General features: G+C 69.4%; 21 protein-coding genes and 3 pseudogenes. 15 read left to right on the top strand and 9 right to left on the bottom strand.

Annotated elements, in window-relative coordinates; all coding sequences use genetic code 11:
* Position 1: 1 nt before the first annotated feature.
* From IH09_RS14335 to IH09_RS14325, 3 genes are all read left to right on the top strand, one after another.
* Positions 2-1003 carry a proline racemase family protein gene (locus IH09_RS14335; RefSeq protein WP_052856615.1) on the top strand — a complete coding sequence of 334 codons (1002 nt, stop codon included), beginning with the start codon at positions 2-4 and terminating at the stop codon, positions 1001-1003.
* Positions 1004-1210: 207 nt separating this feature from the next.
* Positions 1211-2266, top strand: a complete 1056-nt coding sequence (locus IH09_RS14330; protein WP_318279452.1) for a proline racemase family protein — start codon at positions 1211-1213, stop codon at positions 2264-2266.
* The gene (locus IH09_RS14325) at positions 2263-3204 is read left to right on the top strand and encodes an ornithine cyclodeaminase family protein (protein WP_052856614.1); all 942 of its coding nucleotides are present in this window, start codon (positions 2263-2265) and stop codon (positions 3202-3204) included. Before IH09_RS14330 ends, IH09_RS14325 begins: the two co-directional genes overlap by 4 nt.
* Positions 3205-3269: 65 nt before the next feature.
* Here the strand turns inward: IH09_RS14325 and IH09_RS14320 are convergent, their stop codons facing one another.
* Positions 3270-3974, bottom strand: a complete 705-nt coding sequence (locus IH09_RS14320; RefSeq protein WP_052856613.1) for a GntR family transcriptional regulator — start codon at positions 3972-3974, stop codon at positions 3270-3272.
* A gap of 424 nt (positions 3975-4398) precedes the next feature.
* Here IH09_RS14320 and IH09_RS14315 point away from each other — a divergent pair, with 424 nt between their 5' ends.
* The 3 genes from IH09_RS14315 to IH09_RS39025 all read left to right on the top strand — a co-directional run bounded on the left by IH09_RS14315 (position 4399) and on the right by IH09_RS39025 (position 8748).
* A complete protein-coding gene (locus IH09_RS14315; protein ID WP_110952286.1) occupies positions 4399-6717 on the top strand; it encodes a M9 family metallopeptidase in 2319 nt (772 codons plus the stop codon).
* Between the two features lie 216 nt (positions 6718-6933).
* Positions 6934-7587 carry an RHS repeat-associated core domain-containing protein gene (locus IH09_RS39865; protein WP_052856612.1) on the top strand — a complete coding sequence of 218 codons (654 nt, stop codon included), beginning with the start codon at positions 6934-6936 and terminating at the stop codon, positions 7585-7587.
* Positions 7588-7755: 168 nt separating this feature from the next.
* Positions 7756-8748, top strand: coding sequence for a hypothetical protein (locus IH09_RS39025; RefSeq protein ID WP_190233287.1), 993 nt, complete (start codon positions 7756-7758; stop codon positions 8746-8748).
* Positions 8749-8849: 101 nt separating this feature from the next.
* Here IH09_RS39025 and IH09_RS40640 read toward each other — a convergent pair whose 3' ends face one another.
* Positions 8850-9110 (bottom strand): hypothetical protein, encoded by a 261-nt coding sequence (locus tag IH09_RS40640; RefSeq protein ID WP_342636982.1) that lies wholly within the window; start codon positions 9108-9110, stop codon positions 8850-8852.
* 466 nt (positions 9111-9576) lie between these two features.
* A pseudogene (locus tag IH09_RS40635) lies at positions 9577-9714 on the bottom strand (hypothetical protein); the annotation flags it as partial.
* 116 nt (positions 9715-9830) lie between these two features.
* Here IH09_RS40635 and IH09_RS14295 point away from each other — a divergent pair.
* Positions 9831-10292: a glycosyltransferase gene (locus IH09_RS14295; protein ID WP_052856609.1), complete on the top strand. Its 462-nt coding sequence runs from the start codon at positions 9831-9833 to the stop codon at positions 10290-10292.
* A 298-nt stretch (positions 10293-10590) separates the two neighbouring features.
* Here IH09_RS14295 and IH09_RS14290 read toward each other — a convergent pair whose 3' ends face one another.
* Positions 10591-11892, bottom strand: a complete 1302-nt coding sequence (locus tag IH09_RS14290) for an amino acid permease (RefSeq protein ID WP_110952310.1) — start codon at positions 11890-11892, stop codon at positions 10591-10593.
* A gap of 502 nt (positions 11893-12394) precedes the next feature.
* On the opposite strand from IH09_RS14290, the gene IH09_RS14285 reads away from it, so the two are divergent.
* Both IH09_RS14285 and IH09_RS37125 read left to right on the top strand, forming a co-directional pair.
* Positions 12395-13879 carry a beta/alpha barrel domain-containing protein gene (locus tag IH09_RS14285; RefSeq protein WP_052856607.1) on the top strand — a complete coding sequence of 495 codons (1485 nt, stop codon included), beginning with the start codon at positions 12395-12397 and terminating at the stop codon, positions 13877-13879.
* A gap of 358 nt (positions 13880-14237) precedes the next feature.
* A pseudogene (locus IH09_RS37125) lies at positions 14238-15713 on the top strand (ISAzo13 family transposase); the annotation flags it as partial.
* A 343-nt stretch (positions 15714-16056) separates the two neighbouring features.
* Here IH09_RS37125 and IH09_RS14275 read toward each other — a convergent pair.
* Positions 16057-17022 carry a helix-turn-helix transcriptional regulator gene (locus IH09_RS14275; RefSeq protein WP_052856606.1) on the bottom strand — a complete coding sequence of 322 codons (966 nt, stop codon included), beginning with the start codon at positions 17020-17022 and terminating at the stop codon, positions 16057-16059.
* 96 nt (positions 17023-17118) lie between these two features.
* On the opposite strand from IH09_RS14275, the gene IH09_RS14270 reads away from it, so the two are divergent.
* Entirely contained in the window at positions 17119-17484 is a 366-nt protein-coding gene (locus IH09_RS14270; protein ID WP_052856605.1) for a VOC family protein, read from the top strand.
* 87 nt (positions 17485-17571) lie between these two features.
* Positions 17572-18570, top strand: coding sequence for an IS481 family transposase (locus tag IH09_RS14265; RefSeq protein ID WP_052856604.1), 999 nt, complete (start codon positions 17572-17574; stop codon positions 18568-18570).
* Here the strand turns inward: IH09_RS14265 and IH09_RS40625 are convergent.
* The 3 genes from IH09_RS40625 to IH09_RS39020 form a co-directional block, all read right to left on the bottom strand.
* The gene (locus IH09_RS40625; RefSeq protein ID WP_367435817.1) at positions 18546-18842 is read right to left on the bottom strand and encodes a hypothetical protein; all 297 of its coding nucleotides are present in this window, start codon (positions 18840-18842) and stop codon (positions 18546-18548) included. The genes IH09_RS14265 and IH09_RS40625 overlap by 25 nt on opposite strands.
* Positions 18843-18987: 145 nt before the next feature.
* Positions 18988-19605, bottom strand: coding sequence for an NUDIX hydrolase (locus IH09_RS14255; RefSeq protein WP_052856602.1), 618 nt, complete (start codon positions 19603-19605; stop codon positions 18988-18990).
* 346 nt (positions 19606-19951) lie between these two features.
* The gene (locus tag IH09_RS39020; protein WP_190233286.1) at positions 19952-20149 is read right to left on the bottom strand and encodes a hypothetical protein; all 198 of its coding nucleotides are present in this window, start codon (positions 20147-20149) and stop codon (positions 19952-19954) included.
* Positions 20150-20359: 210 nt separating this feature from the next.
* Here IH09_RS39020 and IH09_RS14250 point away from each other — a divergent pair, with 210 nt between their 5' ends.
* The 4 genes and pseudogenes from IH09_RS14250 to IH09_RS14235 all read left to right on the top strand — a co-directional run.
* The gene (locus IH09_RS14250; RefSeq protein WP_052856601.1) at positions 20360-21082 is read left to right on the top strand and encodes a dienelactone hydrolase family protein; all 723 of its coding nucleotides are present in this window, start codon (positions 20360-20362) and stop codon (positions 21080-21082) included.
* Positions 21083-21382: 300 nt separating this feature from the next.
* On the top strand, positions 21383-21973 hold the full coding sequence (locus IH09_RS14245; protein WP_052856600.1) for a hypothetical protein: 591 nt from the start codon (positions 21383-21385) through the stop codon (positions 21971-21973).
* A 7-nt stretch (positions 21974-21980) separates the two neighbouring features.
* Positions 21981-22412: a GNAT family N-acetyltransferase gene (locus IH09_RS39855; protein WP_318279460.1), complete on the top strand. Its 432-nt coding sequence runs from the start codon at positions 21981-21983 to the stop codon at positions 22410-22412.
* A 395-nt stretch (positions 22413-22807) separates the two neighbouring features.
* Positions 22808-23531 (top strand): annotated as a pseudogene (locus IH09_RS14235) (site-specific integrase); the annotation flags it as partial.
* Between the two features lie 383 nt (positions 23532-23914).
* On the opposite strand, the gene IH09_RS14230 reads toward IH09_RS14235, so the two are convergent.
* Positions 23915-26731 carry an NACHT domain-containing protein gene (locus tag IH09_RS14230; RefSeq protein WP_052856599.1) on the bottom strand — a complete coding sequence of 939 codons (2817 nt, stop codon included), beginning with the start codon at positions 26729-26731 and terminating at the stop codon, positions 23915-23917.
* Positions 26732-26733: the final 2 nt, after the last annotated feature.

The raw sequence follows: 26733 nt of genomic DNA, 5'->3' as shown, positions 1-26733 counted from the left end.
CATGCGTTCGGTCGCCTGTTACCACGCCGTCGACTCGCACACCGAGGGGATGCCGACCCGGGTTGTCACGGGCGGGGTCGGCGTCCTGCCGGGCGCGACGATGGCCGAGCGGCGGCAGCTGTTCGTCGAGCAACGTGACCGGCTGCGCACCCTCCTCATGTGCGAGCCGCGCGGGCACGCGGCCATGTCCGGAGCGATACTCCAGCCCCCGACCCGGCCCGACGCCGACTTCGGCGTTTTGTACATCGAGGTCTCCGGCTGCCTGCCCATGTGCGGGCACGGCACGATCGGCGTGGCGACGGTTCTCGTGGAGACGGGCATGGTCGAGGTGGTCGAGCCGGAGACCCTCATCCGTCTGGACACGCCTGCCGGGCTGGTCACGGCACGGGTCGTTGTGCGGGACGGCCGCGCCGAGTCGGTCACCCTGGAGAACGTCGCGTCCTACAGTCACGGGCTGGACCAGGTCGTCGAGGTCGAGGGCTTCGGCCCGGTCCGCTACGACATCGCCTACGGCGGCAACTTCTACGCCATCGTGCGCACCGAGGACCTCGGCATCCCCTTCGACCGGGAGGAGAAGCACCGGCTGCTCGACGCGGGCCTGGCCGTCATGGAGGCGATCAACACGCAGAACCCGGTGGCGCATCCGGAGGATCCCTCCATAGACGTTTGTCACCACGTCTATCTGGAGGCGCCCGGCTCGACCGCCGAGCACTCGCGGCACGCCATGGCGATCCACCCCGGGTGGTTCGACCGCTCGCCCTGCGGGACGGGAACCAGCGCCCGGATGGCCCAACTGCACGCGCGGGGGCTACTACCGACCGGGCGGGACTTCGTCAACGAGTCCCTCATCGGCTCCCGCTTCACCGGCCGGATCCTGGCAGAGACCACGGTCGGCGGCCGGCCCGCCGTACTGCCTTCCGTCACCGGCCGCGCCTGGATCACCGGGACCGCGCAGTATCTGCTCGATCCCACGGACCCCTACCCGGCGGGGTTCACCGTGTGAACCGTTTGAGCAGTCGCGCGATGGGCCGGCCGCCCGTGCGGCGTCCGGCCCTTCGCGCTCACCTGTCCGGACGCCGCCTGGCGGACCGGCCCACGGCATATCGAGACATCAGGGAGCGTGATGCGGGTGACACGGGAAGAACCGAAGGCGGCTGACACTTCGGAAGGGCACGGGAGGGCGGAGACGCCGGAGAGGCCGGAGACGGCGGTGGCGCGCGGGCTGCTGGGCACCGTGCCGATCGAAACGGTGGACTGGCACACCGGGGGCGAACCGTTCCGGATCGTGCCGCAGGCCCCGCCGGCCGTGACCGGGGCCGGGCTCACCGTCGCCGAGCGGCGCACGGCAGCGATGGCCAGCGACGAGGTCCAGTGGACGCGGGCCCTGCTGTGCGGCGAACCGCGCGGCCACGCCGACATGTACGGGGCCTTCCTGGTGCCGCCGGACGACACCGGCGCCCACCTCGGCGCCCTCTTCTGGCACAAGGACGGCTTCTCCACAGCCTGCGGCCACGGCACGATCGCCCTCGGCGCCTGGGCGGTCGCCTCGGGCCTGGTCCCGGCGTCCGCCGACGGAACGACGGACGTCGTGATCGACGTACCCTCCGGCCGTGTCACGGCGAGCGTGCGCACCGTCGGCGGCCGGGTCGCGGACGTGACATTCATCAACGTCCCCGGCTACGTCCACACGCGCGGCGTCGAGGTGGCAACCTCGCGCGGAACCGTCGCCGTCGACATCGCCTTCGGCGGCGCCATGTACGCCGTGCTTCCGGTGGAGCGGTTCGGGCTGCGGGTCCGGCCGGAAGACATCCCTCAGCTCATCGCGGCGGGCCGCGAGATCCGCGACGCGCTCAACGCCGCCGGCGCCGCCGAACACCCGCAGGATCCCCGGCTGTCCGGCGTCTACGGGACGGTGTTCACCGAAGAGGCCGCCGCACCGGCCCGACGGCCCGACGGCACCCGGCGGTTGCACCACCGCAACGTCACGGTGTTCGCGGACGGTGAGGTCGACCGCTCCCCGTGCGGCTCGGGCACCGCCGCGCGGGTCGCGCTGCTCGCCGACGCCGGACAACTGCACCCAGGTGACGAACTGCGGCACGAGTCCGTGGTGGGATCCGTCTTCCACGCCCGGATCGCCCACCTGACCAACGCCCACGGCCTCCCCGCGGTCGTCCCGGCCGTGACGGGCACGGCGTACGCCACCGGGACCTGCCGCTTCACCGTCGACCCCGACGACACCCTCCTGCCGGGCTTCGTGCTGCGATGACGACAATGCTCGACGAGGAGGACGTGTTCGCGCTCGGCCCGGCCGGCGCCGTCGCCGCAGTCCGGCAAGCGCTGGCCGGGGGGCTCGACCCGGACGGCGACGTGCCGCGCGCGGTCATTCCGCTGGCCCACGGTCAGGGACTGCTCATGCCCTCGGAATCCGGTGGCTGGTTCGGTGTGAAGATCGCCACCGTCGCGCCCGGCAACGCCGCGCGCGGGCTGCGGCGGATCAACGCCACCTATCTGCTGCACGACAGCGCGACCCTGACCCCGGTGGCGCTCCTGGACGGGGTGGCGCTGACGACCCTGCGGACCCCCGCCGTCTCGGTCGCGGCCTGTCTGGACCGGCTGTACGGGCTCGCAGACGCCGGCGGAGGGCTGCGCCTGGTGGTCTTCGGCGCGGGCCCCCAGGGGGAGGGGCACGTCGCCACCGTCCGGGCCCATGTTCCGGTGGCCGACGTCACGGCCGTCACCCGGCGCGGGGGCCCCGTCCCCGGATGGGCGGACCGGCATACGTCGGCGGACGGCGCGGAAACGGCGGCTCTGGTACGTCGCGCGGATGTCGTCGTCACTGCGACATCCGCCCGTGAACCGGTGGTCGACGGGCGTCTGGTGCGCGACGGCGCGGTGGTGCTCGCGGTCGGCTCGCACGAACCGACCGCGCGGGAAATCGACAGCGCGCTGATGGGTCGCGCCACGGTCCTCGTGGAGAGCCGGGAGACCGCCCTCCGCGAGGCGGGCGACGTCGTGATGGCGATGCGCGAGGGCTCGCTTGCCCCGGGCTCCCTGGTGACCATGGCGGACCTGATGGGCTCGCGGGCCGTCGCCCCGGCCGACCGCCCGCTGGTCGTGAAGACATGCGGGATGGCCTGGCAGGACCTGGTGGTCGCCGTCGCGGCCTACCGGCGGAAGGAGGGAACTCCGGGGGAGCGGACCTGACCCCTCCGGCCCGTCGGTGCCGGGTCCGGGACAGTACCCCCGGTCGTGCCGGACGAGCCTCGGCGTCAGCGGGAGCCGCGCATGCGGGCCGGGCGCTCGGCTTCCCGCTTCCGCGCCGCCCACAGGGTCCGCACATGCGCGAGATGGTGGCGCATGTGCTCCTCGGCGCCCTCCGCATCCCCGGCGATCATGATGTCCAGAAGCGCTGTGTGCTCCCGCGCCGACCCCGCCAGCGCTCCTTCTTGGGACAGGTCGGCGAGCCCGTAGAGCCGAGAGCGGTTGCGCAGGTCGGCCACCGTCTCAAGGAGGCGGGCGTTCCCCGCGAGGGCGAGCAGGCCGAGATGGAAGCTGCGGTCCGACTCCAGGTAGGCGATCAGGTCGCCCCGGTCTGCGGCGGCCACGATCTCCTCTGCCATCGGCCTCAGCGCCTCCAGCTGCTCGCGTGAGGCGGAGCGAGTCACGCGGCCGATGGTGGGGATCTCGATGAGTGAGCGGATCTCGGTGTACTCGTCCAAATCGCGGTCGGAGAGTTCGGTGACGCGGAACCCCTTGTTGCGCACCGCCTCGACCAGGCCCTCGCGGGCGAGATCCAGCATGGCTTCGCGCACGGGCGTGGCGGAGACGCCGTATTCGGCGGCCAGCGTGGGCGCCGAATAGATCACGCCGGGCTGCAGGTCTCCCGAGATCAGCGCAGCGCGCAGGGCGTTGGCCACCCGGTCACGCAGGTGCTCCTGCACGGAGAGGAGCTTGCGGGACTTCAGCCCACTCATGCATTCCCTTTCAACGATGTGTCAGCAGTATACAATGTCACGTTGCGCAGCACCCGGCATCGTCCTTCGACGGACGATGTGGGGTGCTGCCGGCAGTACCCGGGAAATGGCATGGAACTCGGTCCCCGTGCTCTGCGGCGTCCGGTCCGCACCGTGGCGCCGGGCCCGTCCGGGCCGCGCCGCTGCCCAACAGCCGGTCAGCCGTCCAGGAGCCGAGCCCTCCACTTCTCGGCACCGCCGGCCGTGCGGGGCAGCGCGGCGGAGAGAAGTTCCGCGCCGTTCATCCGGGGTCGAACGCAAAGATGCCGGACGGCAATCCGGTCCGGAATCTTCCCGCGCGATGGGGTGTGTGCAATGTTACATGTCACACATCAAGGGCCGCATGTTCAACGTGCGGCCATGACGGCCCCGGAGGCCCCAACAGATGCGCCCCTCCCGGATATCAACGGCCAACGCACGCAGGCTCCCTGCGCTCGGCGCCGCTTTCCTCATCGCGTTCGGCCTGCTCACGCCGCAGAGCCAGGCCACCCCCGTCGGCGCCGTGCCCCAGGCCGGCGCCAACGCTGCCGGACCCGTGGCTTCGGCGCCGCGGTCGATCCCGGTCCCCAAGTCGCCCGACGCCATGACCAACGGCTCCGGTTTCAAGATCTCCTCGCAGGATTCCACCGAAGAGTCCGCCCCGGCGGCCGCCCCGACGCCCGTCAAGACCGGCAAGCGGTCGGCCGCCGCCGGGAACGAATGCGGCGACCTGTCCGGAGTGATCAACGCCACGGGCAGCGCGCTGATTCAGCAGCTCAAGGCCCTTCCCCAGGTCACTTGCACCTACCCGCTGTTCAACCTCGCCGGTACCGACGCCGGGAAGACGTTCCGCGAGCCCCAGATGGTGACCGTCGCCAACGCGCTGCGCGACGCCTCCGCCACCTACCCGGGCGACAACAGCACCTCCGTGGGCCAGTTGGTGATGTTCCTGCGCGCCGGCTACTACGTGCAGGACAACCACCAGGATGTCGTCGGTGACTACGGCACGGCGCTGCAGACCTCGGCCCGCGGCGCGCTGGACGCCTTCTTCGCCGCCCCGCGCAGCAAGGACGTCACCGACGCCAACGGCGATACGCTCAACGAGGCCGTCACGCTGATCGACAGCACCCGCGAGGCCGGCCGGTACGCCGGCGTCGTCAAGTGGCTGCTCGCCCACTACGACGCCACCTGGCCGAGCCGGATGACCCTCTCCCTCGAGAACGCCGAGCGCGTCGTCGAGAACGGCTTCGATACCAAGAACGACGGCCGGGGCTGGCGGGCCGCGCTCAAGGCCGACCCTGCGATCCTCAACACCTGGGCCGATTTCATCACCCGCAACGAGACGCAGCTGAACCGCTTGGACGTCATCAGCAACGTCGGCCGCTTCCTCGGTTACGCCCTCGATGTTCCCGAGCTCAAGGACCGGGTCCGGCCGCTGCTGAAGGACCTGATCAACCGCTACCCGAACGTCGGCCCCACCGCCCCGATCACCATGAACCTGGGCTGGGCCACACGTCAGTACGACAAGGGCAACTGCGCGGCCTACGGCATCTGCGACCTGGGCAGCCGCGTGCTCCCGGTGATCCTGCCGATCCAGCACACCTGTAGCCCGGGCCTGAAGATCCGCGCCCAGGACATGTCCCCCGGGCAGCTGGCCGGCACCTGCACCAGCCTGATCAACCAGGACGCCTACTTCCACCGCGTGATCGGCGACAAGGGCGCGATCCCCGGTGACGTGAACACCAACCTGGAGGTCGTCGTCTTCGACGACTACACCCAGTACTCGCTGTACGCCTGGGCCATCTACGACATCGACGTCGACAACGGCGGTATGTACGAGGAGGGCGACCCGGCCAAGCCGGGCAACCAGGCCCGCTTCATCGCCCACGAGGCGTCCTGGCTGCGCCCCAAGTTCGAGATCTGGAACCTCAACCACGAGTACACCCACTACCTCGACGGCCGCTACAACATGGCCGGCGACTTCGACGCCGGCCAGACCACGCCGACCATCTGGTGGGTCGAGGGCATCGCCGAGAACATCTCGTACGGCTACCGCCAGGAGCGCAACGCCAACGCGATCGCTGCAGCCGGCAAGAAGACGTACAAGCTCAGCGAGTTGTTCGACACCGTCTACGGCCAGGACGACGACCCCGACGTCAACTCGGCCCGGGTCTACCAGTGGGGCTTCCTGGCGGTCCGCTACATGCTGCAGGCGCACCCCGCGGACATCGAGACCGTGCTCGGCAAGTACCGCACCGGTGACTGGAACGGTGCCCGCACCTTCCTGAAGCAGACCATCGGCACCAGCTACGACGCCGGCTTCGCCACCTGGCTGACGACCACCTGCGCGACCGACGACTGCGGCCCTCTGCCGGAGGCCCGGTCCACCCCGCTCTGCACCAACGCAGACACGCGCCAATTCGACAAGAACTGCCGCCGGGACGGCCTCGCGGCCACCACCGGCGACCACAGCAACCACTTCCTGTACCTGCCGGCCGGCGTCCAGCAGCTGACCATCACCAGCACCGGCGGCACCGGCAACGCCGACCTCTACTACAACGGCACCAGCTGGGCCACCACCACCTCGTACCAGGCGAAGTCCACCAACGCCGGCAACAACGAGACGCTGACCATCGACAACCCGCCGTCCGGCTGGGTCTACTTCAGCCTTGACGCCGGACAGCAGGACTTCAGCGGTGTGAGCGTCACCACGCAGTACCAGTAGGCCGCTCCACCGGAACCCACCGAGGTCCGCCGAGCAGGGAGGGCCCCGCCAGCGTGACACTGTCGGGAAACGAGGCTCGGGCGTACGTCCCGCCGCCGTCAGGCGGCGGGACGCAGTGCCGGTCCCGCCCGGCCATGCCCGGAGCCGGCGGCACCTGGTACAACCGCCCGCGAAGCGGGCCGAGGCCGCAACGTCTCCGGCCCTGACGGCGACCTTGTGGCCACCACGTCCGCGACCGGCGACGTCGAGCTGCAGTTCGCCAACGTGCACGGCGACATGTCCGTCACTCCGGACACGGCGATGACGGCCCCGAAGGTGCTGCTCTACGACGAGTTCGGGGTGCCGACCGACGGCCAGGCGCCGCAGCGGTACGGCTGGCTCGGCGCCAAGCAGCGCTCGGGTGAGGCCCTCGGCGGCGTCATCCTCATGGGCGCCCGCATCTACAGCCCGGCGCTGGGCCGGTTCCTGCAGATGAATGCGGACCCCGGGGGCAACGCCGACGCCTACGACTACTGCAGTGCCGATCCCGTCAACTGCGTCGACCTGGACGGGCACTGGGGCTTCTCCTTCAAGAACAACCATCCGGGCCTGTACGCCCAGGTCAGGAAGCTGCCTTGGCGGGACATCGCTCGGGCACCGCACTCGCGACCACGCCCACCACCGCGACGAGATCCGCCGGCTCAAGGTCGCCGTGTCGTCGCCCAGGGTTTCTGCGCTGTTGTTGTCGCGGTGAGCTGGTGGTTCTCACTTTTTCTGGACGGTTTCCGTGTGAGGGGAAGGTGTCCGGGTTGCTTGCCTGATCCGGGTGGTGTGTGTCTGACCTGGGCAATACGTGGTCTGTGCCGTTTGAGTGAGCAGGGTGCAGTTTGAGTGAGCGGCTACTCGGTTTGGTGGGGCGGGTGGTGCCGAGGTTTTGGTGTGATGCGTAAGGACCGGCCAGATCCCCCGCCGATGGGGAGAGGCTGTGCGGCTACAGGTTGGTGAACTGCAGGTCACGCTGTTGTCGACCGCGTCATCATCTCCTGACGTTTCATGTGGATGAAGGGGCGGCTGCTCGCTGTGTTGATCTACGCTTTCTGTGATGCCCGCGGCACTTGGTACGGAGATCCTGACGCTGATCTCCGTGGCATCCAGCCGGGCCGCGGGGTTCTGACCCTCCCACCCACCATCCCGGGTCAATACCCTGGTCTGTTTGACGGCCAACAGGTCAAGGTTCTCTATGCGGCATGCGATCTGGAAGCGAGCCAGACGAGCTACCGGCTCGACGGCGGTGGCTCTTTCGTGGCTACCTGGCACGTCCACGAATTACTGTCTCCGGCCTACCACCGCGTGCCCACAGCCTCCGCTGCAGTGCGGGACGCGGCGACAGTGAGGCTTGAGATCGGCAGTTCGCAACGCCGCTACAGTCTGCACGCCGACCTCCTGGCAGAGGGACGTGTCGAGATCACTGTCGTCGTCAGTACCGCCGACGGAGTCATCCGCGGCGAACTGACCGGAGAGCTGGACACATGCGATCTCAGCGAGGTCGTCCATCTCATCACCTCGGCTCCCATCGCCTCCGCTGTGGACACTTCCGCTGCCACTTCTCCGGCCCCCGTCAAAGCCACCCGCCCTGGCCAGGCGTGGACCTCCGAAGCCATCGCCTACCTGGAAGAGCACTACCGAGCGGGCGAGGGACTGGAGCAACTGGCTGAGAAGCTTGGGCGCAGCGAGAAATCCATTCGCTGGAAGCTCTACGGTCTCAAACTCGCGCCCTACCCCGGTGACCTTGTGCCCGATCCCCGCCCTGTGGTTGAGCCGGAAGCTCCCAAGGCGTACACCGTGGACGCGAAGAGGCAACTGCACCCCAACGCCTATAAACCTTGGGAACCCGAGGACGAACAACGGCTCGCCGAGCGCTGCTCCCAGGGTGCTTCGTTGTCGGAGCTGTCGCAGGAATTCGGCCGTAACGAAGGAGCCATAGCGTCTCGGCTGCTGAAGATTCAAGCTGAGGGGCCGGCTGCCGATAGCGCCTGGGAGTACGGCGGATAGGGCGACATCAGACGGACGTGGACCGCTGGTCGGGTGCGTATCACCGGGCTTCGCCTGTGACACGCACGGCCGCCCCCTGTTCTGCGGCGTGCAGCGCCGCTCTATCCGGGGCGGATGCCGATGCTGGTGAGGAGGTGTTGCTGGTCGGGGTGGAGGGTGTTCCAACGGGTTCGTTGCCTGTCGGTCCACTTCTGGAGGGGCGACGGAAGGGGCTGGCCTGTGTGGTGGGCGAGCTTGGTCTGCTGGTAGGTGCGTTGCCAGGTGTGGGGCCAGGGTGGGTTCCACCATGGGGCGATCGCAGTGAGGGCTTGGCTGGTGTCGGCGGATAGGTGTCCTTGTCGGGCTTTGCGGCGTGTTTGTATCAGCCAGCGGCCGAGGGGGAAGCCGTCGTGGTGGGTGTCTGCGCTGGGGGGAGAGGGGGCCGTGGAGGGCGGCGTATGCGCGGGCGTGGTCGAGTGCGGTCTCGGCGTAGGGAGTGATGGTCCGAGTGCGGGCGGCTTCGTGGGTGAGGCCCATGTCGGTCAGGAGGCATTGCTGGTCGGAGTGGAGGTCGTCGTAGTGGGTGCGCTGGAGGCGTAGCCAGGCGCGTTGGGCGGGGGCGAAGCTGCGGAAGTGGTGGTCGGCGTCGAGCCGGTGGCCCGCCTTGATCTGGTCGTGGATGTACTGCCAGGCACGCTGCCACGCCAGGCTCCAAGACGGACACCACCAAGGGTCGATCCTGGTGAGGGCCTTCGCTGCGGCAGACACAGGTGCGCCCCGGTGGGCGTCGTCACGGGTGTGCCGGCGTTGCCGGCGAAGCCACCGCCCGAGCTCGAAGCCGTCGTGGACGGTGTCGATCGCGGCGGCGAGGGTTCCGTGGATGGCGTGGTAGGAGCGGGCGTAGCCCAGGGCGGTGGCGAAGTCGGCTTCACGTTCGGCGGGCCGGGCGGCCGCGCCGCTGCGGGCGAGTACGAATTCGGGCAGCACGCCGGTGCCGGTGAACGCCGCGTCCAGCAGCGGCGACACCACCGGCAATGAGAGGAGCACCCTGGCCGCCCTCGTCGACAGCCTCGGGTTGAACGGCCACGTCTTCCTCAACGGCCATGTCGATGACCTGGAAGGCCGAGCTGACGAAGGCGTCCATCGCCGTCTCCTCCTCCGACCGGGAGTCTTTCGGCATGCCCCTCGTCGAGGCCATGCGCTGCGGTCTCCCCGTCGTCGCGACCGACTGCCCGCTCGGGCCGCGCGAGATCATCACCCGCGGTGTCGACGGACATCTGGTCGGTCCCGGCGATGCCGATGGCCTCGCCGCTGCGCTGTGCGACCTCATCCGTGACGACACCCGGCGCCGGCGCATGGGAGAGGCGGCTCGGCGCAACTCGGCCCGCTACGCCCCGGGGCACATCGCCGAGCAACACCTCAACCTCTACCGGGACCTGCTCAGGCGCAGCCCCGGTCGGCGCTCACCCGGCCGGCTACCGGAAGCCGCCCACCGGGCGCGTACCGCCGCCCTCGACGCCGCGCACACTCTGCGATCCACTGCGCGCCGCGCCATGAAACGGTGATGCGTCGGTTGATCCGCGTGCATCCGGTCGTGTTCCCGCGGTGGGCGCGGCGGCCGCTCCAGGCGGGCTGCTCGACCCGGGGCGCCGCGGTGAAGCGCAGACCACCACGCGGGATCGGACCGGCCTTCCCGGCTGCGGGGAGTTTCCGGCTCGGGTGCACAGCCGATACGGCCGGCCGGTCTCCGATCCCGCTGTCAACCGGCGGACGACCACTGCCCGGACACCGGCGGCAACTCCCGTCCAGCAGTGCCCTGTCGCGCCCGGCAGCGGCCGTCCCGAGGTGTCGAGCGGGCCCAACTCAGCTTGTGCCAGCTGCCTTTCGCTGGCGCAGGTACCCGATGGCCATGAGCACGAGGGTCAGGGCGGCGGTCCAGCACAGCTGGCTGCGCGTGGCCGGTTCCAGCGCCATGAGGACGAAGATGACGGCCATGGCGGCCAGCGCGACCCTGGTCAGCAGCGGATAGGCCCACATCTTCACCACCAGCTTCGCCGGGTCGGTGCGGCGGCGCAGAATCAGTTGGGAGATCGCGGTGAAGGTCCACACGACGAGGATCACCGCGCCGATCATGTTGAGCAGCCACTGGAAGATGTCGTCGGGCCGCCAGTAGCTCAGCAGCACGCACAGGAAGCCGAACGCGCTGGAGGCGACGACCGCGCGGCGCGGGATGCCCGAGGAGATGCGGGCGAGGGAGCGCGGGCCCTGGCCGCGGGTGACCAGGGAGAGGGCCATGCGCGAGGAGCCGTAGATGTTGGCGTTCATCGCGGACAGCAGCGCGATCAGGACGACGACGTTCATGATCTGGCCCGCGGCGGGGATCCCGAGGTGGTCGAGGGCGGCGACGTAGGGCCCCGCGGTGGTGACCTTCTCGTCGTTCCACGGCACCAGCGTCACGATCACCAGCATGGAGCCGATGTAGAACACCGCGATCCGCCACATCGCGGTCCGCACCGCCGACGCGACGCCCTGGACGGGACGCTCGGACTCGGCAGCCGCGATGGTGACGGTCTCCAGACCCCCGTACGCGAGGACGGAGGCGAGCAGACCGATGATGAGGCCCTCGGTCCCGTTGGGCATGAAACCACCGTGGCCGGTGAGGTTGCTGGTGCCGGGGGCGTCGGCGCCGGGGAATACGCCGGCGATGGCGAGCGCACCGATGGCGAGGAAGACCACGATCGCGCCGACCTTCAGCGCGGCGAACCAGAACTCGAACTCGCCGAAGTTCTTCACGGCGGCCAGGTTCGCCCCGCAGAACATCGCCATGAACAGCGCCACCCACGCCCATTCGGGGGTGCCCGGCAGCCAGCCCGTCATGATCTGGGCGGCGCCGATGCCCTCCAGGCCGACCCCCATGCACAGCAGGAACCAGTACGCCCAGCCGGAGGTGAACCCGGCCCACGGTCCGATGGCGCGCTCGGCGTGCACGGAGAAGGAGCCGGAGGCCGGATGGGCCGCCGACATCTCGCCGAGCATGCGCATGACCAGCATCACCAGCAGCCCGGACGCGGCGTAGGCGAGGACGATGGACGGCCCCGCGGCCGCGATGCCACGCCCCGAGCCCACGAAGAGCCCGGCGCCGATCACCCCGCCGAGGGCGATCATCGACAGATGCCGCTGCCTGAGCCCTTGCGACAGCGTGGGCGCCGCAGCGTCCTCGCCGGACACGGGAGGGCTCGGGGACAGGCGGGTATCAGGAGACATGGGGACGAGTCTGGATACTCCGGGAGATGCGATGAGACGCGCGTCCGATATCCGGACACGGCATTCACGCACGATGATCGTCCGCTGCCCCTGAGTATCCATAAGGCCCTTGGGGCTGAGCCCGTCATGCGGCGGTGTTCCTGAAGCAACCGGCCCTTTGCCCAGCAGGTCGCCTCCAGCGGCCTGAGCTGGGCATCCGAGCTTCTCGGCGTGCTGGCCCGGCCGGCCGACCTCAAGCCCTCAGGGAGATCCCCAACCGTCACTACCCGACGCCGACCGGAGAACCTCAGTAGAGGCTGATGGCGCAGAAGTGGGGACCTTCGGCAGGTCTCATCCCAGCGAAGTTACGGTTCCGTAGGTTCGGTACGACGTCCAGCGACTCGGCCCGTAGAACGGAATCGTCATGCCCGCACCCCGTAAACACCCCCAGATCATCCAGGGCGGAATGGGTGTCGCCGTCTCCGGGTGGCGGCTCGCGCGGACCGTGGCGGGGACCGGGCAGCTCGGGGTGGTGTCCGGGACCGCGCTGGACGTCGTGCTCGCGCGGCGGCTCCAGCTCGGCGATCCCGGCGGGCACATACGGCGGGCCCTGGCCGCCTTCCCCGTGCCGGAGGTGGCCGCGTACGCACTCGACAGGTATTTCGTCGACGGTGGCGTCGCCCCCGGTGCGCGACTGCGGGCCACCGCCCGGCTGCGGGTCGACAGGGGCGAGGCTGCCGAACTCCTCACCGTGCTCGGCAATTTCGTCGAGGTGTGGCTTGCCAAGGAGGGGCACGACGGGCTCGTCGGGGTCAACTACCTGGAGAAGATCCAGCTGGCCACCGCGCCCGCCATGTTCGGCGCGATCCTCGCCGGGGCCGACTACGTCCTGGTCGGGGCCGGGATCCCCGGGCAGATCCCCACCCTCGCCTCGAAGCTCGCCCGCGCGGAATCCGTCACCACCCTCGTCACCGTGGACGGTGACGAAGAGCCGCTCGCCCACACTTTTGATCCCTTGTCGGGTGCCTTGCGCCAGCTTCGGCCGAAGCGGCTGGCGTTGCGCCGCCCCGACGTGCTCGCCATCGTCTCGCTGCCCGTCCTCGCCTCGTACCTCATGCGCGACGCATCCACCCGGCCCGACGGGTTCGTCATCGAGACGCACCGGGCCGGCGGGCACAGTGCCCCACCGCGCGGGAAGCCGGCGCTCGACGGTGCGGGGGAGCCCGTGTACGGCCCGAAGGACCGGCCCGACCTCGCCAAGATGGCGGCGCTCGGCATGCCCTTCTGGCTGGCCGGCGAGGCCGCGCACCCGCAACGGCTCGCCGAGGCGCGGCGGCTCGGGGCGGCAGGCGTGCAGCTCGGCAGCGTATTCGCGCTGTGCGAGGAATCCGGTCTCCGAGCCGACCTGCGCACGGAGTTGAGGGCGCGGGCACGGGCCGGGACGCTTCGGGTGCGCAACGATCCCCAGGCATCGCCCACCGCCTTCCCGTTCAAGGTGGCCGAACTGCCCGGGACGCTCTCCGACGCCGCGGTACGGGCGGCCCGGCGACCCGTGTGCGACATCGGGCATCTGGGGACGCCGGCCCGCGCGGCGAACGGCGCGCTCGTCCACCGCTGCGCCGCCGAGCCGATCGCCGCATACCTGCGCAAGGGCGGGCGGGCCGTGGACACCGCCGGGCGGCAGTGCCTGTGCAACGGGCTGTTGGCGACCGTGGGCCTCGGGCAGCGCAGGCCCGGCGGGACGGTCGAGCCGCCCATCGTCACCCTCGGGCAGGACCTCGGTTTCCTGGAGGACCTCAGCCCGGACGGCGGGCCCTACTCGGCCGCACGCGTCGTCGACTGGATGCTGGCCGGTACACCGACGCCGCAGCGGACATCCGGCCTGTGTCGTGTTGGACCTCGCGCCTGACGAGCTCGTGAGACGAAGACGATGTGTCCCGCGAACGGGCGCTGTGACCAGGTGAGGCGTCAGCACGCGAGGCTTGTTCGAAACCGAGCCGGTCCCGGAGTCCTCTTCATGGGGTTCGCCAGTCCCTCTTGTGGAAGGTGAGGGCGACGATGGTTCCTGGAGGCGGCGGACCGGCCGATCCCGAGCAGCTCCGCCGCAGCCTCCTGGACCGGATTCCGCCGCAGCGGCGTCTTCGCTGCGTCCGCACCGGACCCCTGCGGCAGCGGCCCAAAGACCTTCTCGCCGGGGACTTTCACTGGCCTTAGGGGTTGCCGGGAAACAAATCGTGGCTTCCAGCTGTCGGACTTGTTGTTCTGGTATGGGGAGACCAGAGGGGACCGAGGATGTTCTGACGGCGAAGTTCCAGGTGTTGTTGCCGCATCTCGACGAGCGTCAGCGTCGGCTGGCCATAGGGGCGGAAGCACTGTCGCTGGGGCATGGTGGGATCAGACTCGTCGCCGCCACGGCCGGGGTTCGGGAGGGTACGGTCTCGCGCGGAGCAGCCGAACTGGAGTCTGGCCAGGTGCTGTTGGGACGGGTCCGTCGTCCTGGTGGTGGCCGGAAGAGGGCAGCGGACCTGGATCCGGAGCTACGGCCGGCTCTGCTTGCGCTGGTCGAGCCCGACGAGCGGGGTGACCCGATGTCGCCGCTGGTTGGACGACGCAGTCGACCCGGAAGCTGGCAGCGGCGCTGACCTGGCAGGGCCATCGGGTCTCCGCCGACACGGTCGCCGGCCTGCTGCGGGAGGAAGGCTTCAGTCTGCAGGCCAACGCCAAGACCGTCGAAGGTGCTCAGCACTCCGACAGGGACGCCCAGTTCCGCTACCTCAACGAGCAGGCACGAGACCACAGGGACGCCGGTGACCCGGTGATCAGCGTGGACAGCAAGAAGAAGGAGCTGATCGGCGACTACAAGAACGCCGGGCACGAATGGCGGCCCGCAGGGAAGCCCGTAAGGGTCAAGACGCACGCCTTCCCCGGCCAGGCCGAGAAGGCGATTCCATACGGGATCTATGACATGGCGGCGAATACCGGCTGGGTCAGCATCGGCACCGATCACGACACCGCTGCGTTCGCCGTCGCCTCGATCCGACGCTGGTGGCAGGCCCGTGGCCGACACAACTACCCCCGCGCCCGTCGACTGCTGATCACCGCCGACGGCGGGGGCTCCAACGGCTACCGCACCCGCGGCTGGAAGACCCAGCTCGCCGACCTCGCTGCCGAGACCGGCCTTGAGATCACGGTGTGTCACCTGCCGCCCGGCACCTCGAAGTGGAACAAGATCGAGCACCGGCTGTTCTCCCACATCACCATGAACTGGCGAGGCAGACCCCTGACCAGCCATGAAGTCATGATCCAAACCATCGCCGCGACCACCAGCCGCACCGGCCTCACCGTCCAGGCCGAACTCGACAGCGGCGAGTACCCCACCGGCATCCGCATCAGCGACGACGAGATCGCCGCCCTGCCCATCGCCCGTCGTCGCTTCCACGGCGACTGGAACTACACCCTCCACTCCCAGCCGATGGACGCGGCGACCACCCAGCAGCACACCGGACGAGGCCCTGGGGGACCGACCGACTCACCTCACGCGGCATTCACTCCAGGACCCGGAACTGACCGGGATGACCCGCCGGCAACTCAGCGAACTCATCGACGCGTTGATTCCAGAGATGGAGGTTCAGCGTGAGCAAGCACTCCGTACGCGCCGAGGCCACGAGCGCCTAATTGCCCGTGGAGCAGGTGCCAAAGCCAAGCTCACCTCAGCTGACCGGGTCCTGGCCACCGTGCTCCACCTGCACGAGGAACTCCAGACCAAGGGGTACCTCGGCCACTACCAGCGCGTGAAAATGGCCGTCGCCCCCCTGCGACGGGGCCTGCCCCTGGATGAGCCACGCGAGCGACCGCCCTCCGCGCGTGAAGTCGCCCGCTGGATCACCAGCCACCCGGATCGCCGCAGCCCGCACATCAACGGCCACCTTCTCCGGCTCCTCGCCCACTGCCCTGAACTCAGGCACACCCACTACCTGGTCCGGCGGTTCGCCACCATGCTCGACAACCGTGACGCCGCGCCCCTGCCGGGCTGGCTAGCTGTACGGACCGGGCACATTGATTGAGAACAGGGGACCTGATCGGCAATCACGATGCGGGGGTTGAGTGACTGTCAGCCAGGTCCCTGGCGAGCTGACTGATGCGTGCGCGGGCCGTCTCAGGGGCGAGCACCTCGATGTGGTCGCCGAACTGAAGAAGCTGACGCACCGACTCGATGTCGGGGTAGCGCACGACGACGACGCACGAGCCTTTTTCCGCGTCGGAGACATGGTGGATGCGGGTGCCGAGGATGCGCCGCGCCAGGTCGAGACCCTTTTCCGGCAGGCGGATGGTCACGCTCACGCGATCTTGCTCCTCAGTGCGTTTCTTTAACACGGCCCATCTGGTGCGGAGGGTTTCGCCTGGTTGGAGCACGGCTGGTGCGTCTAGCTGTTCGAAGGCCGACAGTCGTTCCAGAGCGAGCAGCCGGCTGTCGCCCTGGTCATCGGCGACGAGATACCAGCGACCTGATTTCGCCACGATCCCGTACGGGTCGACCACCCGTGTCGAGGCCTGGCTCTCGGCGCTGCGCCGGTACAGGATTCGAAGGCGTCGCCGGTGTCGCAGGGTCGAGGCCAGATCCGATACTTCGACCGCTGCCTCGGGGGCAGCAAACCACGCGGTGCTGTCGACAAGCACAAGGTCAGCCAGCCGCAGCGGGCTCGGCGACTCAGGTGCTGCAGCCTGGCGGGCGGCGATCTTGCGCTCGGCCGACTCCCACACCGCAGTTAGGCCCATTCGCTCACGTAGTGCGCTGTCCAAGCCGGCCACGGATAGGGCCTCCAGTTCTGGTGGTTCCAGATGGGATGCGCTGAGCCGTGCACTGGAGAGCAGGACGATCCCGCCGTTCCGCCCACGTTCGGCATAGACGGGCACGCCCGCTGTCGATAGCGCCTCGACGTCCCGCAGCACAGTCCGCCGGGACACCTCAAGACGCGCGGCGAGCTCCGTGGTAGTGAGCCGCTGACGGGTCTGCAGGAGCAGCAGGAGATGCAGGAGTCTTGAAGCCTTCATGCTTACCCATGTTCTCAGAAAAGGTGACAGGTTCCGTCGCGATTGGTTGATCCACTGGGTGCTGGACCGAGAAATCAACGAGTTGAGGAGCACTCCATGCCCGCACCGAACCTGTTCCTGATCGGCGTCCGCGACGCCGAGGCCGCCACCGCCTTCTACAGCGACCTGTTCGAGATCGAACCGACCTTCACCAGTCCCCACTACGTAGCCTTCGAAGCTGCCCCCGGTGTCCTGTTCGCACTGTGGACGGGCTACAGCGAGCACGCGGTCCCGAGCCTCCCTCGTACGACAGAGATCGGACTCATGGTGCCGGGGCCATCGCAGGCGATTGACGAGATCTTCACGAGGTGGGCCTCGAAGGGGCTCCACGTTGTGCAGGAGCCGCATGATGCTGTCTTCGGCCGCACGTTCGTGATTACGGACCCTGACGGCAACCTCATCCGAGTCTCCCCGGTCGACTGACCTGCGCTATCCCTCCCCGCATATCTCCAAGCTGAAGGGCCGGCCACACACCATGGCCGGCCTTTCAGCCTGTCTAGGAGCTCAGAAATGTCGCATTCGAACGCGGCCCTCACCCCGCGCCACCGGCTGAAAGTCGCTCGACTCGTCGCTGACGACGGCTGGCCAATCAGCGAAGTCGCGGCCCGCTTCCAGGTGTCCTGGCCGACCGTGAAGCGCTGGGTCGATCGCTACCTCGCAGGCGAGTCCATGCAGGACCGATCCTCACGACCGCGGAGCTCTCCGGCCAAGACACCCAAGACCATGACGAAGAGGTGCGTCAGCCTGCGACTAAATCTGCGGGAAGGGTCGGTCCAGCTCGCTGCGAGACTCAATATCGCCCCGTCGACAGTGCATCGAATCCTGCGATCGGCCCGCCTGAACCGACTCGCCTACGTCGACCGTGAGACCGGTGAGCCCGTCCGCCGGTATGAGCACGACCATCCGGGATCAATGGTGCACGTGGACGTGAAGAAGCTCGGGAACATCCCCGACGGTGGCGGCTGGCGCTACGTCGGCCGCCACCAAGGCGAGAAGCACCGCGCCGCGACGCAGAGCAAGTCACGCAACGCCTACGGCGGCCCGAAGGTCGGATACGCATTCGTGCACACCGTCATCGACGACCACTCCCGCGTCGCCTACACCGAGGTCCACGACGACGAAACAGCCGTCACCGCCGTCGGCTTCCTGCACCGGGCTGTTGACTGGTTCGCTGACCGTGGCGTCACCATTGAGAGGGTCCTGTCGGACAACGGCGGCGCGTACCGCTCGTACCTGTGGCGCGACAACTGCGAAGCGCTTTCGATCACCTCGAAGTTCACGCGCCCTTACCGCCCGCAGACATACGGGAAGGTCGAGCGCTTCCACCGCACCATGGCCGATGGCTGGGCCTACGCCCGCTGCTACATCAGCGAGCAAGAACGACGCGACGCACTGGCCGGTTGGCTCCACCAGTACAACCACCACCGGCCCCACACCGCGTGCGGCAACCAGCCGCCATTCTCACAATTGATCAACGTGCCCGGTCAGTACAGCAGCGTCGCGGTATGACCAGTACGAATGACGACCTTGTGATCCGGCTCGAAGCGCGGGCCGAGTTTGAGAAGGTCTATCTCCGGGTTTCCCCGACGATCTCCAAGAAGGCCATGGAGGTCCTCCGTGACGTGGAGCGCTTGGAGTTTGTCGTCGGTGAGCTTCCCACGACGGCTCTTGGTGTTCGACAGGAACACCCTGAGCTTCACCTCCGACCCATCCGGCAACACCTCTACGTGGGCCCTGGGGACGGTCAGGGAGCCGGTGCGGGTCTTGTTGTCGACGCTCACGCAATTCCCACTTCCGGCGGCCTGAGCGTCACGTAATTCCCCACCCTCGCGGTCACGACTCCCCATGGGGACGGCGGACGAGAGCGGTGCTGGTGTCGGTCTCGACGTTGGACCGGCGTGGTGAGGCGTGCAGCACCGCGGACGGTTACCCGCAATGCCTTCCGGCCCGGGCGTGCTGCAGCTTGTGGGTGAAGCGGTGCATGTGGGGGTCGAGCAGCTCGTCCGACTCCTCGAGCACCTGCTCGTCGGTCAGCCACCGGATCGCGTTGAACTCGTCCTGATCGTAGGAGGTGATGGTGTCAGCGTCGGCGGTCAGGAGGTACCAGAGCGAGACGTCAGTGTGTGTGCCCTGCCCCCGCGTTTCGGTGACGGTGAGGAAGAGAGGAAGCTCGCCGCTGATCGGCGATGCCATGGCCTGGATGCCCAGCTCCTCACGACATTCGCGGACCACCGCGGCCCACGGGTCCTCACCCGGCTCGACGTGTCCGCCGGCCGGCAGCCACAGGCCCGCCTTGCGGTGCGCGACGAGCAGCAGTTGATCGCGCGTGTCGTCGAGGACGACGAAGTAGCTCACCAGGTGCATCGCGGGAACATCCGGCTTGCGCACTCGGTAGACCGGGGCTCCGCTGGCGATCCACTGTGTGGCGGTCTTCAGGTGGATGCGCTCCAGGTCGTCCCAGGGATCGATGGTGCCGACCAGCTCCAGAAGGCGGGCACGCGGCTGATCGTCATGGTCGCTGAGCGGGTGGCCAGTTGAGGTCATCCGCGCATCCTGTCAGGAGGCACTGACAGGCGACGTTGGTACGGGATTGGTTTCCCCATCCTGGGCGGTTTGAGTGTCATGTAATCGATCATCTTGAATTCTCCGGATTTGCCGTGGGTAGCGCGGAGTTCGGGATCGAGGGACCTGGTCGTCTGCGGTTTCGTCGGCCTCCGCAGGCCGCCACCGCGACCTCTTCACCCAAATCCACACCCAGGCCGCCGAACCGACCGCCGCTCCCGGCGGCCGCGGTCCGGCCGTCAGCCGCGCATCCCTCAAAGCCGACCTCGCCGCCGCCGACGCCCGCACGGCCCCCTCGCCGCCCAAGTACGCCGCCTCGAACACCGCCTCAGCGAAGTCCTCGGCGAGCAGGTCTGGCGCGAGTCCCGGCATTGGCGGACCCGACGGCACCGAACACCTCAAGGCCCGGATCAGCACCCTTGAACAGCAGGCGATCGACCTGGAGTTGAAGCTCCAGGAACGCGACGACGACCTCGCCGCCGCCCGCGCTGCCAACCGCGAGCTCATGGCCCAGCTCAACCGCCACGCCGACCGCTCACCCAACCTGCCCGGGCGAGCGCACGTGCCCGTGACAGCCCGGTTCCCGGCCTCTCAGCGGCCGGGAACCGGGCTGTCGGGAACGGGGTCTGGGACGGATCTTGTGAGCCATCGCCGCATTTCAGAGGCATATCCGCGCTGTTCTGCCAGCGGTGAACATCGGCCCGACCGGGCTCGACGATCACTACGGTCCAGTCTCATGACGATTACGACGCGCACGGTCGAGTACCTGGCCGACGGTCTGACGATGATCGGGCACCTCGCCGTCCCGTCCGGTGTCGACCGTCGGCCCGCGGTGCTGCTCGGACCAGAGGGCATGGGGCTCAGCGACGTCGAGCGCCGCCGGGCCGATGCGCTCGCCGAGCTGGGGTACGTAGCGCTGGCCTTCGACCTTCACGGCGGGCGCTATTTGGGTGACCCCGAGGAGATGCTGGCCCGTTGCATGCCGCTGCTCGCCGCCCCTGACCGGATGCGGGGCATCGGCCATGCGGCTCTCGACGTGTTGCGCGCCGAACTGCGGACCGACCCCGACCGGATCGCCGCCGTCGGCTACGGCACCGGGGGCGCCATCGCGCTGGAACTCGGGCGCGATGGCGTCAACCTACGCGCGATCGGGACAGTCAACGCAACTACCACGGGCCGACCGGGCGAGGCGGCGCGCATCCGCTGCCCGGTGTGGGCCGGGGTCGGATCGGAAGACCCGATCATGCCGCCCGCGCAACGGAACGCGTTCACCGCCGAGATGCAGGCCGCGGGCGTCGACTGGCGCCTCGCGGTCTACGGCGGCGCCTTGCACGCCTTCCACCACCCGCCAGTCGACCACCCCACGGTCCCCGGCGTCGGCTACCACCCACAGCACGCGCAGCGAGCCTGGCACGACGTCGTCGACCTGCTCGCCGAGTGCCTGCCCGTAACGGAATGATCTGGTTGGCAACCGCGAGTCCGGACCGCGAACCGGGCCGGTCGACCGCCACCGCTCCGGTTTGTGGCCGGCGCTCCCTTACCAAGCTCGGTCGCCCGTGAGGAAGTGCAACGCCGAGCCCTGACGGCCTCCTGGACGGCTGGGACACGGCGGGCGGGGAGCACCGTCCTAGCGCTGTACGGGTGTACGGAGGCTCAGGTGGGTGCCGGCGCAGCGACGCGAGTGGAGTGCGCTGGCTGGTCCGGCACCGAACTTTGGGAACGAACGCCGACGATGCCTGGGCCACGAATGAATGGGGTCGTGATTCAGTTCTCCACTCTTGCCGCCGATCGGTCGGGTGACCACACGGTTCAGCTTGCCGTCACCCAGGCCCGGCGCTCCGAGCACCCGGAGCGCACGACCTGGGGGCCCGATGACGCGGCGCCCGCGGATGACTACTGGGACTGGCAGGAGTTCGTCGTGGACGGCGCGGGCGACCTGTGGATCCGCCTCACTGGCGACAGTCCGCACAAGGGCGAGTGGCAGCTGCGCGGCTACAAGTCGCGGCTGTCCTTCGAAGAGAAGATCAAGCCGGTGCCGTGGCAGGACCTGGTCGCCGCGTACGGACCGCTCACGGATCTCCCCGACGGCTGGTACCGCCAGCGCAACGAGGTCCTGGAAGCGGTCGCCGGCGCGATGAGCGACATGGACGACATCCTCTTCCACGCCTGGGGCGCCCACACACTCGGCACCGACCGCGCCCACGGCCCGCTGATCGACGACGACAACGCAGACGACGATATCGTCCGCCACGCCCAGAACGTCGCCGACCGACTGACCCAGCAGGCCGCCAAAATCCGCACATCCCTGGCGGCGGCACACCTGGTCACGCCCGCCGAACACACGGGCTGACCGCTCGCTGACCAGAAAACTCGGAGCGTCGGCCTGTGAGCTGTTCGCCACGGTCGACCTGGCCCGGGTCACGGCCGGCACCTGGCAGCGTCTCGCCCCGTTCACCGGACCCGCTCCGAGGCAGAGCAGGCAGCCGGGCCGCGTCCACGTTGTCGCGCACGGCGAGGTCCTGGGCACCGTCAGCTACATCCTCCGGGAGGGCAGCTGGGGCCGCGGCTACGCCACCGAAGCCGCCAACCAGGTCGTCTCCGTCGCCTTCACCACCGCCGGCCTCAACCGGCTGGAGGCCATGCACCACCCCGACAATCCGGCCTCGGGCCGTGTGCTGGTCAAAGCCGGGTTCACCCGCGTTGGCGCGTCCGACCGGCACAACGACGACGGAGGCGCCATTCCCTACGAGCTGTACGCGCTGGAGGCCGTCGACACCTTGGCTGCGTAGGTCGCGAGGAGGAACGGTTGTTGATGCGTTCTGAGAACGATCGCGGGTCAGAGGCCCTGGGAATGTTCGCGAGAAGTAGGAACGGTCGGGCTGTTCGTGTTGAACCGGCGGCGGGCCTGCGGCGACTGCTGGTTAGCCTAGATCGTGCACGGCCCTCGGCTTGCGCCACGCCGTGAGTGCCGCTGATATGAGGCCTGAGGAACATCGCTGTCAGATCGTGCGCTAAGGGCTTGTCGGCCCTGGTGGGTGGCTGATGGGATGTCGGCGGCGGGGCGGTCGTGAGGTCTCCTACGGATAACACCCTATTTATCTGCGGAATTGCCGATCATGACCTGCGGTGACGTCCTCGGGCCGCTGCGCGAAGCGACCCCGTTATCTGTGGCAAAGGAGCAGCGGTGCCGACCGTCGTCCAGCTGCCGGCCGGGAAGACGCTGACCGTCCGGGCGGCGGCCGACGTCTTCCTCGGCTCGCTTGCCAACGCGAACACCGTGCGGAGCTACGGCGTCGCCGTCGGCAAGACGGCTGACCGTCTCGGCGGGGGCGGGCTGCTGGCCGCGGTGGCGGCCCCGACGAGGTCGGCGAGGCCCTGGAGGTGCTGTGGGGCACCTCGGTGGCGAACACCTGGAACGCGCGCCGCGGCGTGGTGCTGTCCTGGACGGGCTGGTGCGCCGAGCGCGGCTACGACGGGCCGACGCGGTGCCGGCTTGGGTGAAGCGGATGCCGACGCCGGACTCCGACACCCCGGCCCGCTCGAAGATGGCGATCGACCGGCTCATCGCCCGCCGCGACGTCCACCCGCGGGAGAAGACCTTGTGGCGGATGCTCTACGAGACCTGCGCGCGCTGTGAGGAGATCCTGGACGTCAGCATCGAGGAGTTGGACCTGGCCGGACGCCGGGCCCCGGTGAAGACGAAGGGCGCGGTCGCGCGGCGCCGGGGCGGCCGCGGCCGTGAGGACTTCGTGCTGGAGGCGGTGTACTGGGATGCGGGCACCGCCCGGCTGCTGCCCCGGCTGATCAAGGGCCGCACGCGTGGGGAGGTGTTCGTTACCCGTCGCAGCCCCGGTCCGGGGAAGGTCGTTGCGCCGCGCGATGTGTGCCCGGACACGGGGCTCGCCCGTGCGGATGGCTCCAGCCGCCTTGGTGGAGGCGGACGGTTCCGCCGCCGGCCCGCCGCCGCGCCGGCGCCGCCAAGGAAGTGGATTCTCCCTGCTTTGTTGGCGACATGTCGATCTTGCGTGACCTGGGGCGTTCTTGGCTGTCTCACGGCCGTGTCACCCGTGATCAGTCTCAAATCCGTGGCATTTCCTCGCGAGGCCACACACGACATGAGGGCGAGAGCAGGAGGCATGTCCGAGTCGGCCGGGTACGCCATGCTGAGCCCCGAGCACGAGGGCCACCGGCGAGCCCAAATCGCGCACCGATGAGCTTCCCGCGCCGCGCTGGTCCATACGCCGGACACCCACGAACGGAGGGCTGAGCCATGCGGAAACGTAGGTGTCGGTCAGGGGGTGCGTCGGGGCAGGTCCGATCGGCGGAGCAGGTCGCGCATCAGGGTTTCCGCCGACTTCGTCGTGTGGGCGCGGGTCGCGGAATGTTCGGCGTACGTGGTGACGAACAGGGCGTTGCCGACGCGGACCCGCACCATCGCCTGCCAGGGCTCGGGCCCCTTGGACCAGAGGCCGTGGGCGTCCTTCTTGATGAGGACGGCGGCTTCGTCGCCCAGGTCGGGCAGGCGGTGTTCGGTCGCTTCGGGGGACGCCTTCTGGCCGAGGGCGCGGAACTGGTCGACCGCGTACAGCGCCCCGTTGAAAGTATCGGTCGACTTCCAGCCCGCCGCGGCGACTGCGATGCGGAGGGCGGGGGCGGTGGGGGAGGGGCCGGAGGCGACGGCGCACACATTGAGGCCCGGGAACGGGGGCCACCGGCCCGGCAGGGAGCGCGTGCTGGACTTCGTGAGGGTCGGCTTCGTGTCGGTGCTCGTCCGCGGCCGCAGCTCGTGGACATCCAGTAGCGAGCATGCCGCGGGGACGTGGGGGACCGGGTCGGGTGGCGGATGGATGTTCATCGCGCTCAAGAAGACGCGGGTCGTGAGGAGTGCGCCGAGAACTAAGGCGAGGGAGGCGAGTGGTGCGCGCGGTGGGGCGTGGCGTGGGGGCGTGCCGTCGTAGGTCTCCGCGAGGCGTTCGCGCAGTTCGATGTGGCTGAAGCGGTAGACGCCCCCGGACTGCCGCAGTACCCCGCGGGCGTGCGCGTCCTCCAGGAACGCGGTGAGGCGCCACGGGAGCCGGCCGGTGGCCGCGTACCAGACGTGGGCCGTCCCGTACTGGCCCCAGGCGGAGAGCCCGACGGCGTACAGCCACCACGAGGCCACGGCGACGGCCCAGTCCAGCGGGGTGTCGGTGTGCAAGGTGCGGCCGTTGAACTGCCACCAGGTGAACAGGACCGGGGCCAGGAGCAGGGGATACCGGGAGCCCAGTCCGTCCGGTGTGAGGCGGATCGGCGCCAGCCAGCCCAGGGTGAGGACCACCTGCCGGTCGGCGCGAATCGTCTCGCGCGGGGTCCGTTCCGGAGCCTGGTCAGCGAACCGCCACACGAGGGGAAGCACGGGCTGCAGCAGGGCGGCGAAGGTGACGGTGCAAAAGCCCACGACCAGCCACTGGTGGTGTAGGGCCGAGGTGATGATGATCGCCGTGGTGAGGGCCAGGCCCAGGGCCACCAGCCGTCCCTTCCCGCTCCGCAGCGCCTTCCGTACCCGTGCTCCGTCGGGCCGGCCGAGCAGCCAGGGGGTGAGGTGGACTCGTTCGTTTTCGGGGTGGGCGGCGGATCCGTAGAGCGTGAGGGAGCAGGCCAGGGCGTACGCGAGCCACACCGGCATCCCGCCGCCCCACTGCCCGGTGGCGATGTCAGCCCGGGCGAGCAGGAGGACCGACAGCAGGTACGCGGGGGCCACGTACAGGAGCCGCACCGGCCACGGCATCTCTTTCTGGAGCCGCCACCAGGCGAGGTCCGGTTCGTGGGCGGCCTTCAGACGGACGGCGAGGAACCCCATCCAGCGGCGCGCCTCCTCGGGCCGCCACCCGCCGTGCTCGGCGCGCACGTCGTGGGAGGCACTGTACGCGGTGTCGAGAAAGACGTCGTACAAGTGCCTTTCCAGAGCGCCCCGTTCGTTGAACGCGTCCGGGGACAGCAGCTCGCCGGGGTCGTTGCCGTCCCAGCCGTAGGTGACCCGGGCGAGGCCCGCCATGAGGGGGACGCGGAGCGCCTCGCGCAGCCGTTCTGTCTCGGCGGCGATGTCGTCGGTGTCGCGCAGCCGCGCCAGGACCGGGGCCCAGGGGGAGCGGTCCGAGCCCGAGGGATTGAGGTAGCCGCTCACGGCGGCGTCGGTAAGGCCCTGGAGGGTGATCTCGGTGCGGGCGAACACGCTCTGGTCCGGGGCGTATTCGAGGTAATCATCGGCGCGAGTGGTGAGGACGAAGGGGCGTCCCCGCAGCGTCTCGACGAGCTGGCGCAGGGCCTCCTTGCGGCGAGCGGGCGGGAGTTCGTCGAACCCGTCCAAGATCAGCAGGACCCGGCCGGTGGCGCGCAGGAGGTGCAGCGCCACGTCGTAGGGGCGGGCCCCGGGGACCGGCGCGCAGACCCGCGGGAAGTCGGCGGCCAGGCGCTGGGCCACCCAGTCGGCCAGCCCCTTGTCCAGGTGCCACGCGGCCAGCGGCACCACGAGCGGGATCGGACGCTCGGGGCTGTGGTCACGGCCGGCGAGGAGTTCGGTGGCGAGGCGCAGGGCCAGCACCGTCTTGCCCGCGCCCGCGCAGCCGATCACGACGAGCCGCCGGTCGGGGAGGCTCTCGAAGTACGCGGAGACGGGGGTGTCCGGCCGCTCCGGCCGGGGCGTCCACGGCACCTCGATGATGTGCGGCTCGGCGATGTGCAGCAGCCGTTCGTCCCGGGTGTACTGCCGATGCAGTGCCTCGGCGAGGCCGTCGACGACCCGCTCGATGTGCTCCGGGGCCGTCCATGCCCGGTCGTGCCGGCGCCGCCGGGCGGTCAGGGCCCGCGCGGCGACGGAGGACGCGAGGGCCAGGGCCAGGAGGAGCCATCCGAGCCGTACGGGGCCGGGGTCGTAGCCCTGCGGGAGCGGCAGCTCGGGGCGTACGGCGAGGAGGTACAGGCCGAAGCCCGCGATCAGGCCGCGCACGCCCACCGCCACATGCGGCTGGACGTACAGGTTCATGATGTCGCGGGCCTGGATGAGCAGGCCCTGCTGTCCGCCGCGCGCGGTGTTGTGCGTGTCCCCCGGTGGTCTGCTCCGCTCCGACAACT

The sequence above is a fragment of the Streptomyces celluloflavus genome (genome assembly GCA_000720995.1).
GTDB classification, from domain to species: Bacteria; Actinomycetota; Actinomycetes; order Streptomycetales; family Streptomycetaceae; genus Streptomyces; species Streptomyces celluloflavus.
This window is presented reverse-complemented; position numbering and strand designations above follow the sequence as displayed.

What these genes read in the sequence shown, in the direction of transcription:
- IH09_RS14335 (WP_052856615.1), top strand. Translation starts at nt 2, where the DNA reads ATGCGTTCGGTCGCCTGTTACCACGCCGTCGACTCGCACACCGAGGGG.
- IH09_RS14325 (WP_052856614.1), top strand. Translation starts at nt 2,263, where the DNA reads ATGACGACAATGCTCGACGAGGAGGACGTGTTCGCGCTCGGCCCGGCC.
- IH09_RS14320 (WP_052856613.1), bottom strand. Translation starts at nt 3,974, where the DNA reads ATGAGTGGGCTGAAGTCCCGCAAGCTCCTCTCCGTGCAGGAGCACCTG.
- IH09_RS14315 (WP_110952286.1), top strand. Translation starts at nt 4,399, where the DNA reads ATGCGCCCCTCCCGGATATCAACGGCCAACGCACGCAGGCTCCCTGCG.
- IH09_RS39025 (WP_190233287.1), top strand. Translation starts at nt 7,756, where the DNA reads ATGAAGGGGCGGCTGCTCGCTGTGTTGATCTACGCTTTCTGTGATGCC.
- IH09_RS14295 (WP_052856609.1), top strand. Translation starts at nt 9,831, where the DNA reads ATGTCGATGACCTGGAAGGCCGAGCTGACGAAGGCGTCCATCGCCGTC.
- IH09_RS14290 (WP_110952310.1), bottom strand. Translation starts at nt 11,892, where the DNA reads ATGATCGCCCTCGGCGGGGTGATCGGCGCCGGGCTCTTCGTGGGCTCG.
- IH09_RS14285 (WP_052856607.1), top strand. Translation starts at nt 12,395, where the DNA reads ATGCCCGCACCCCGTAAACACCCCCAGATCATCCAGGGCGGAATGGGT.
- IH09_RS14275 (WP_052856606.1), bottom strand. Translation starts at nt 17,022, where the DNA reads ATGAAGGCTTCAAGACTCCTGCATCTCCTGCTGCTCCTGCAGACCCGT.
- IH09_RS14270 (WP_052856605.1), top strand. Translation starts at nt 17,119, where the DNA reads ATGCCCGCACCGAACCTGTTCCTGATCGGCGTCCGCGACGCCGAGGCC.
- IH09_RS14265 (WP_052856604.1), top strand. Translation starts at nt 17,572, where the DNA reads ATGTCGCATTCGAACGCGGCCCTCACCCCGCGCCACCGGCTGAAAGTC.
- IH09_RS14255 (WP_052856602.1), bottom strand. Translation starts at nt 19,605, where the DNA reads ATGACCTCAACTGGCCACCCGCTCAGCGACCATGACGATCAGCCGCGT.
- IH09_RS14250 (WP_052856601.1), top strand. Translation starts at nt 20,360, where the DNA reads ATGACGATTACGACGCGCACGGTCGAGTACCTGGCCGACGGTCTGACG.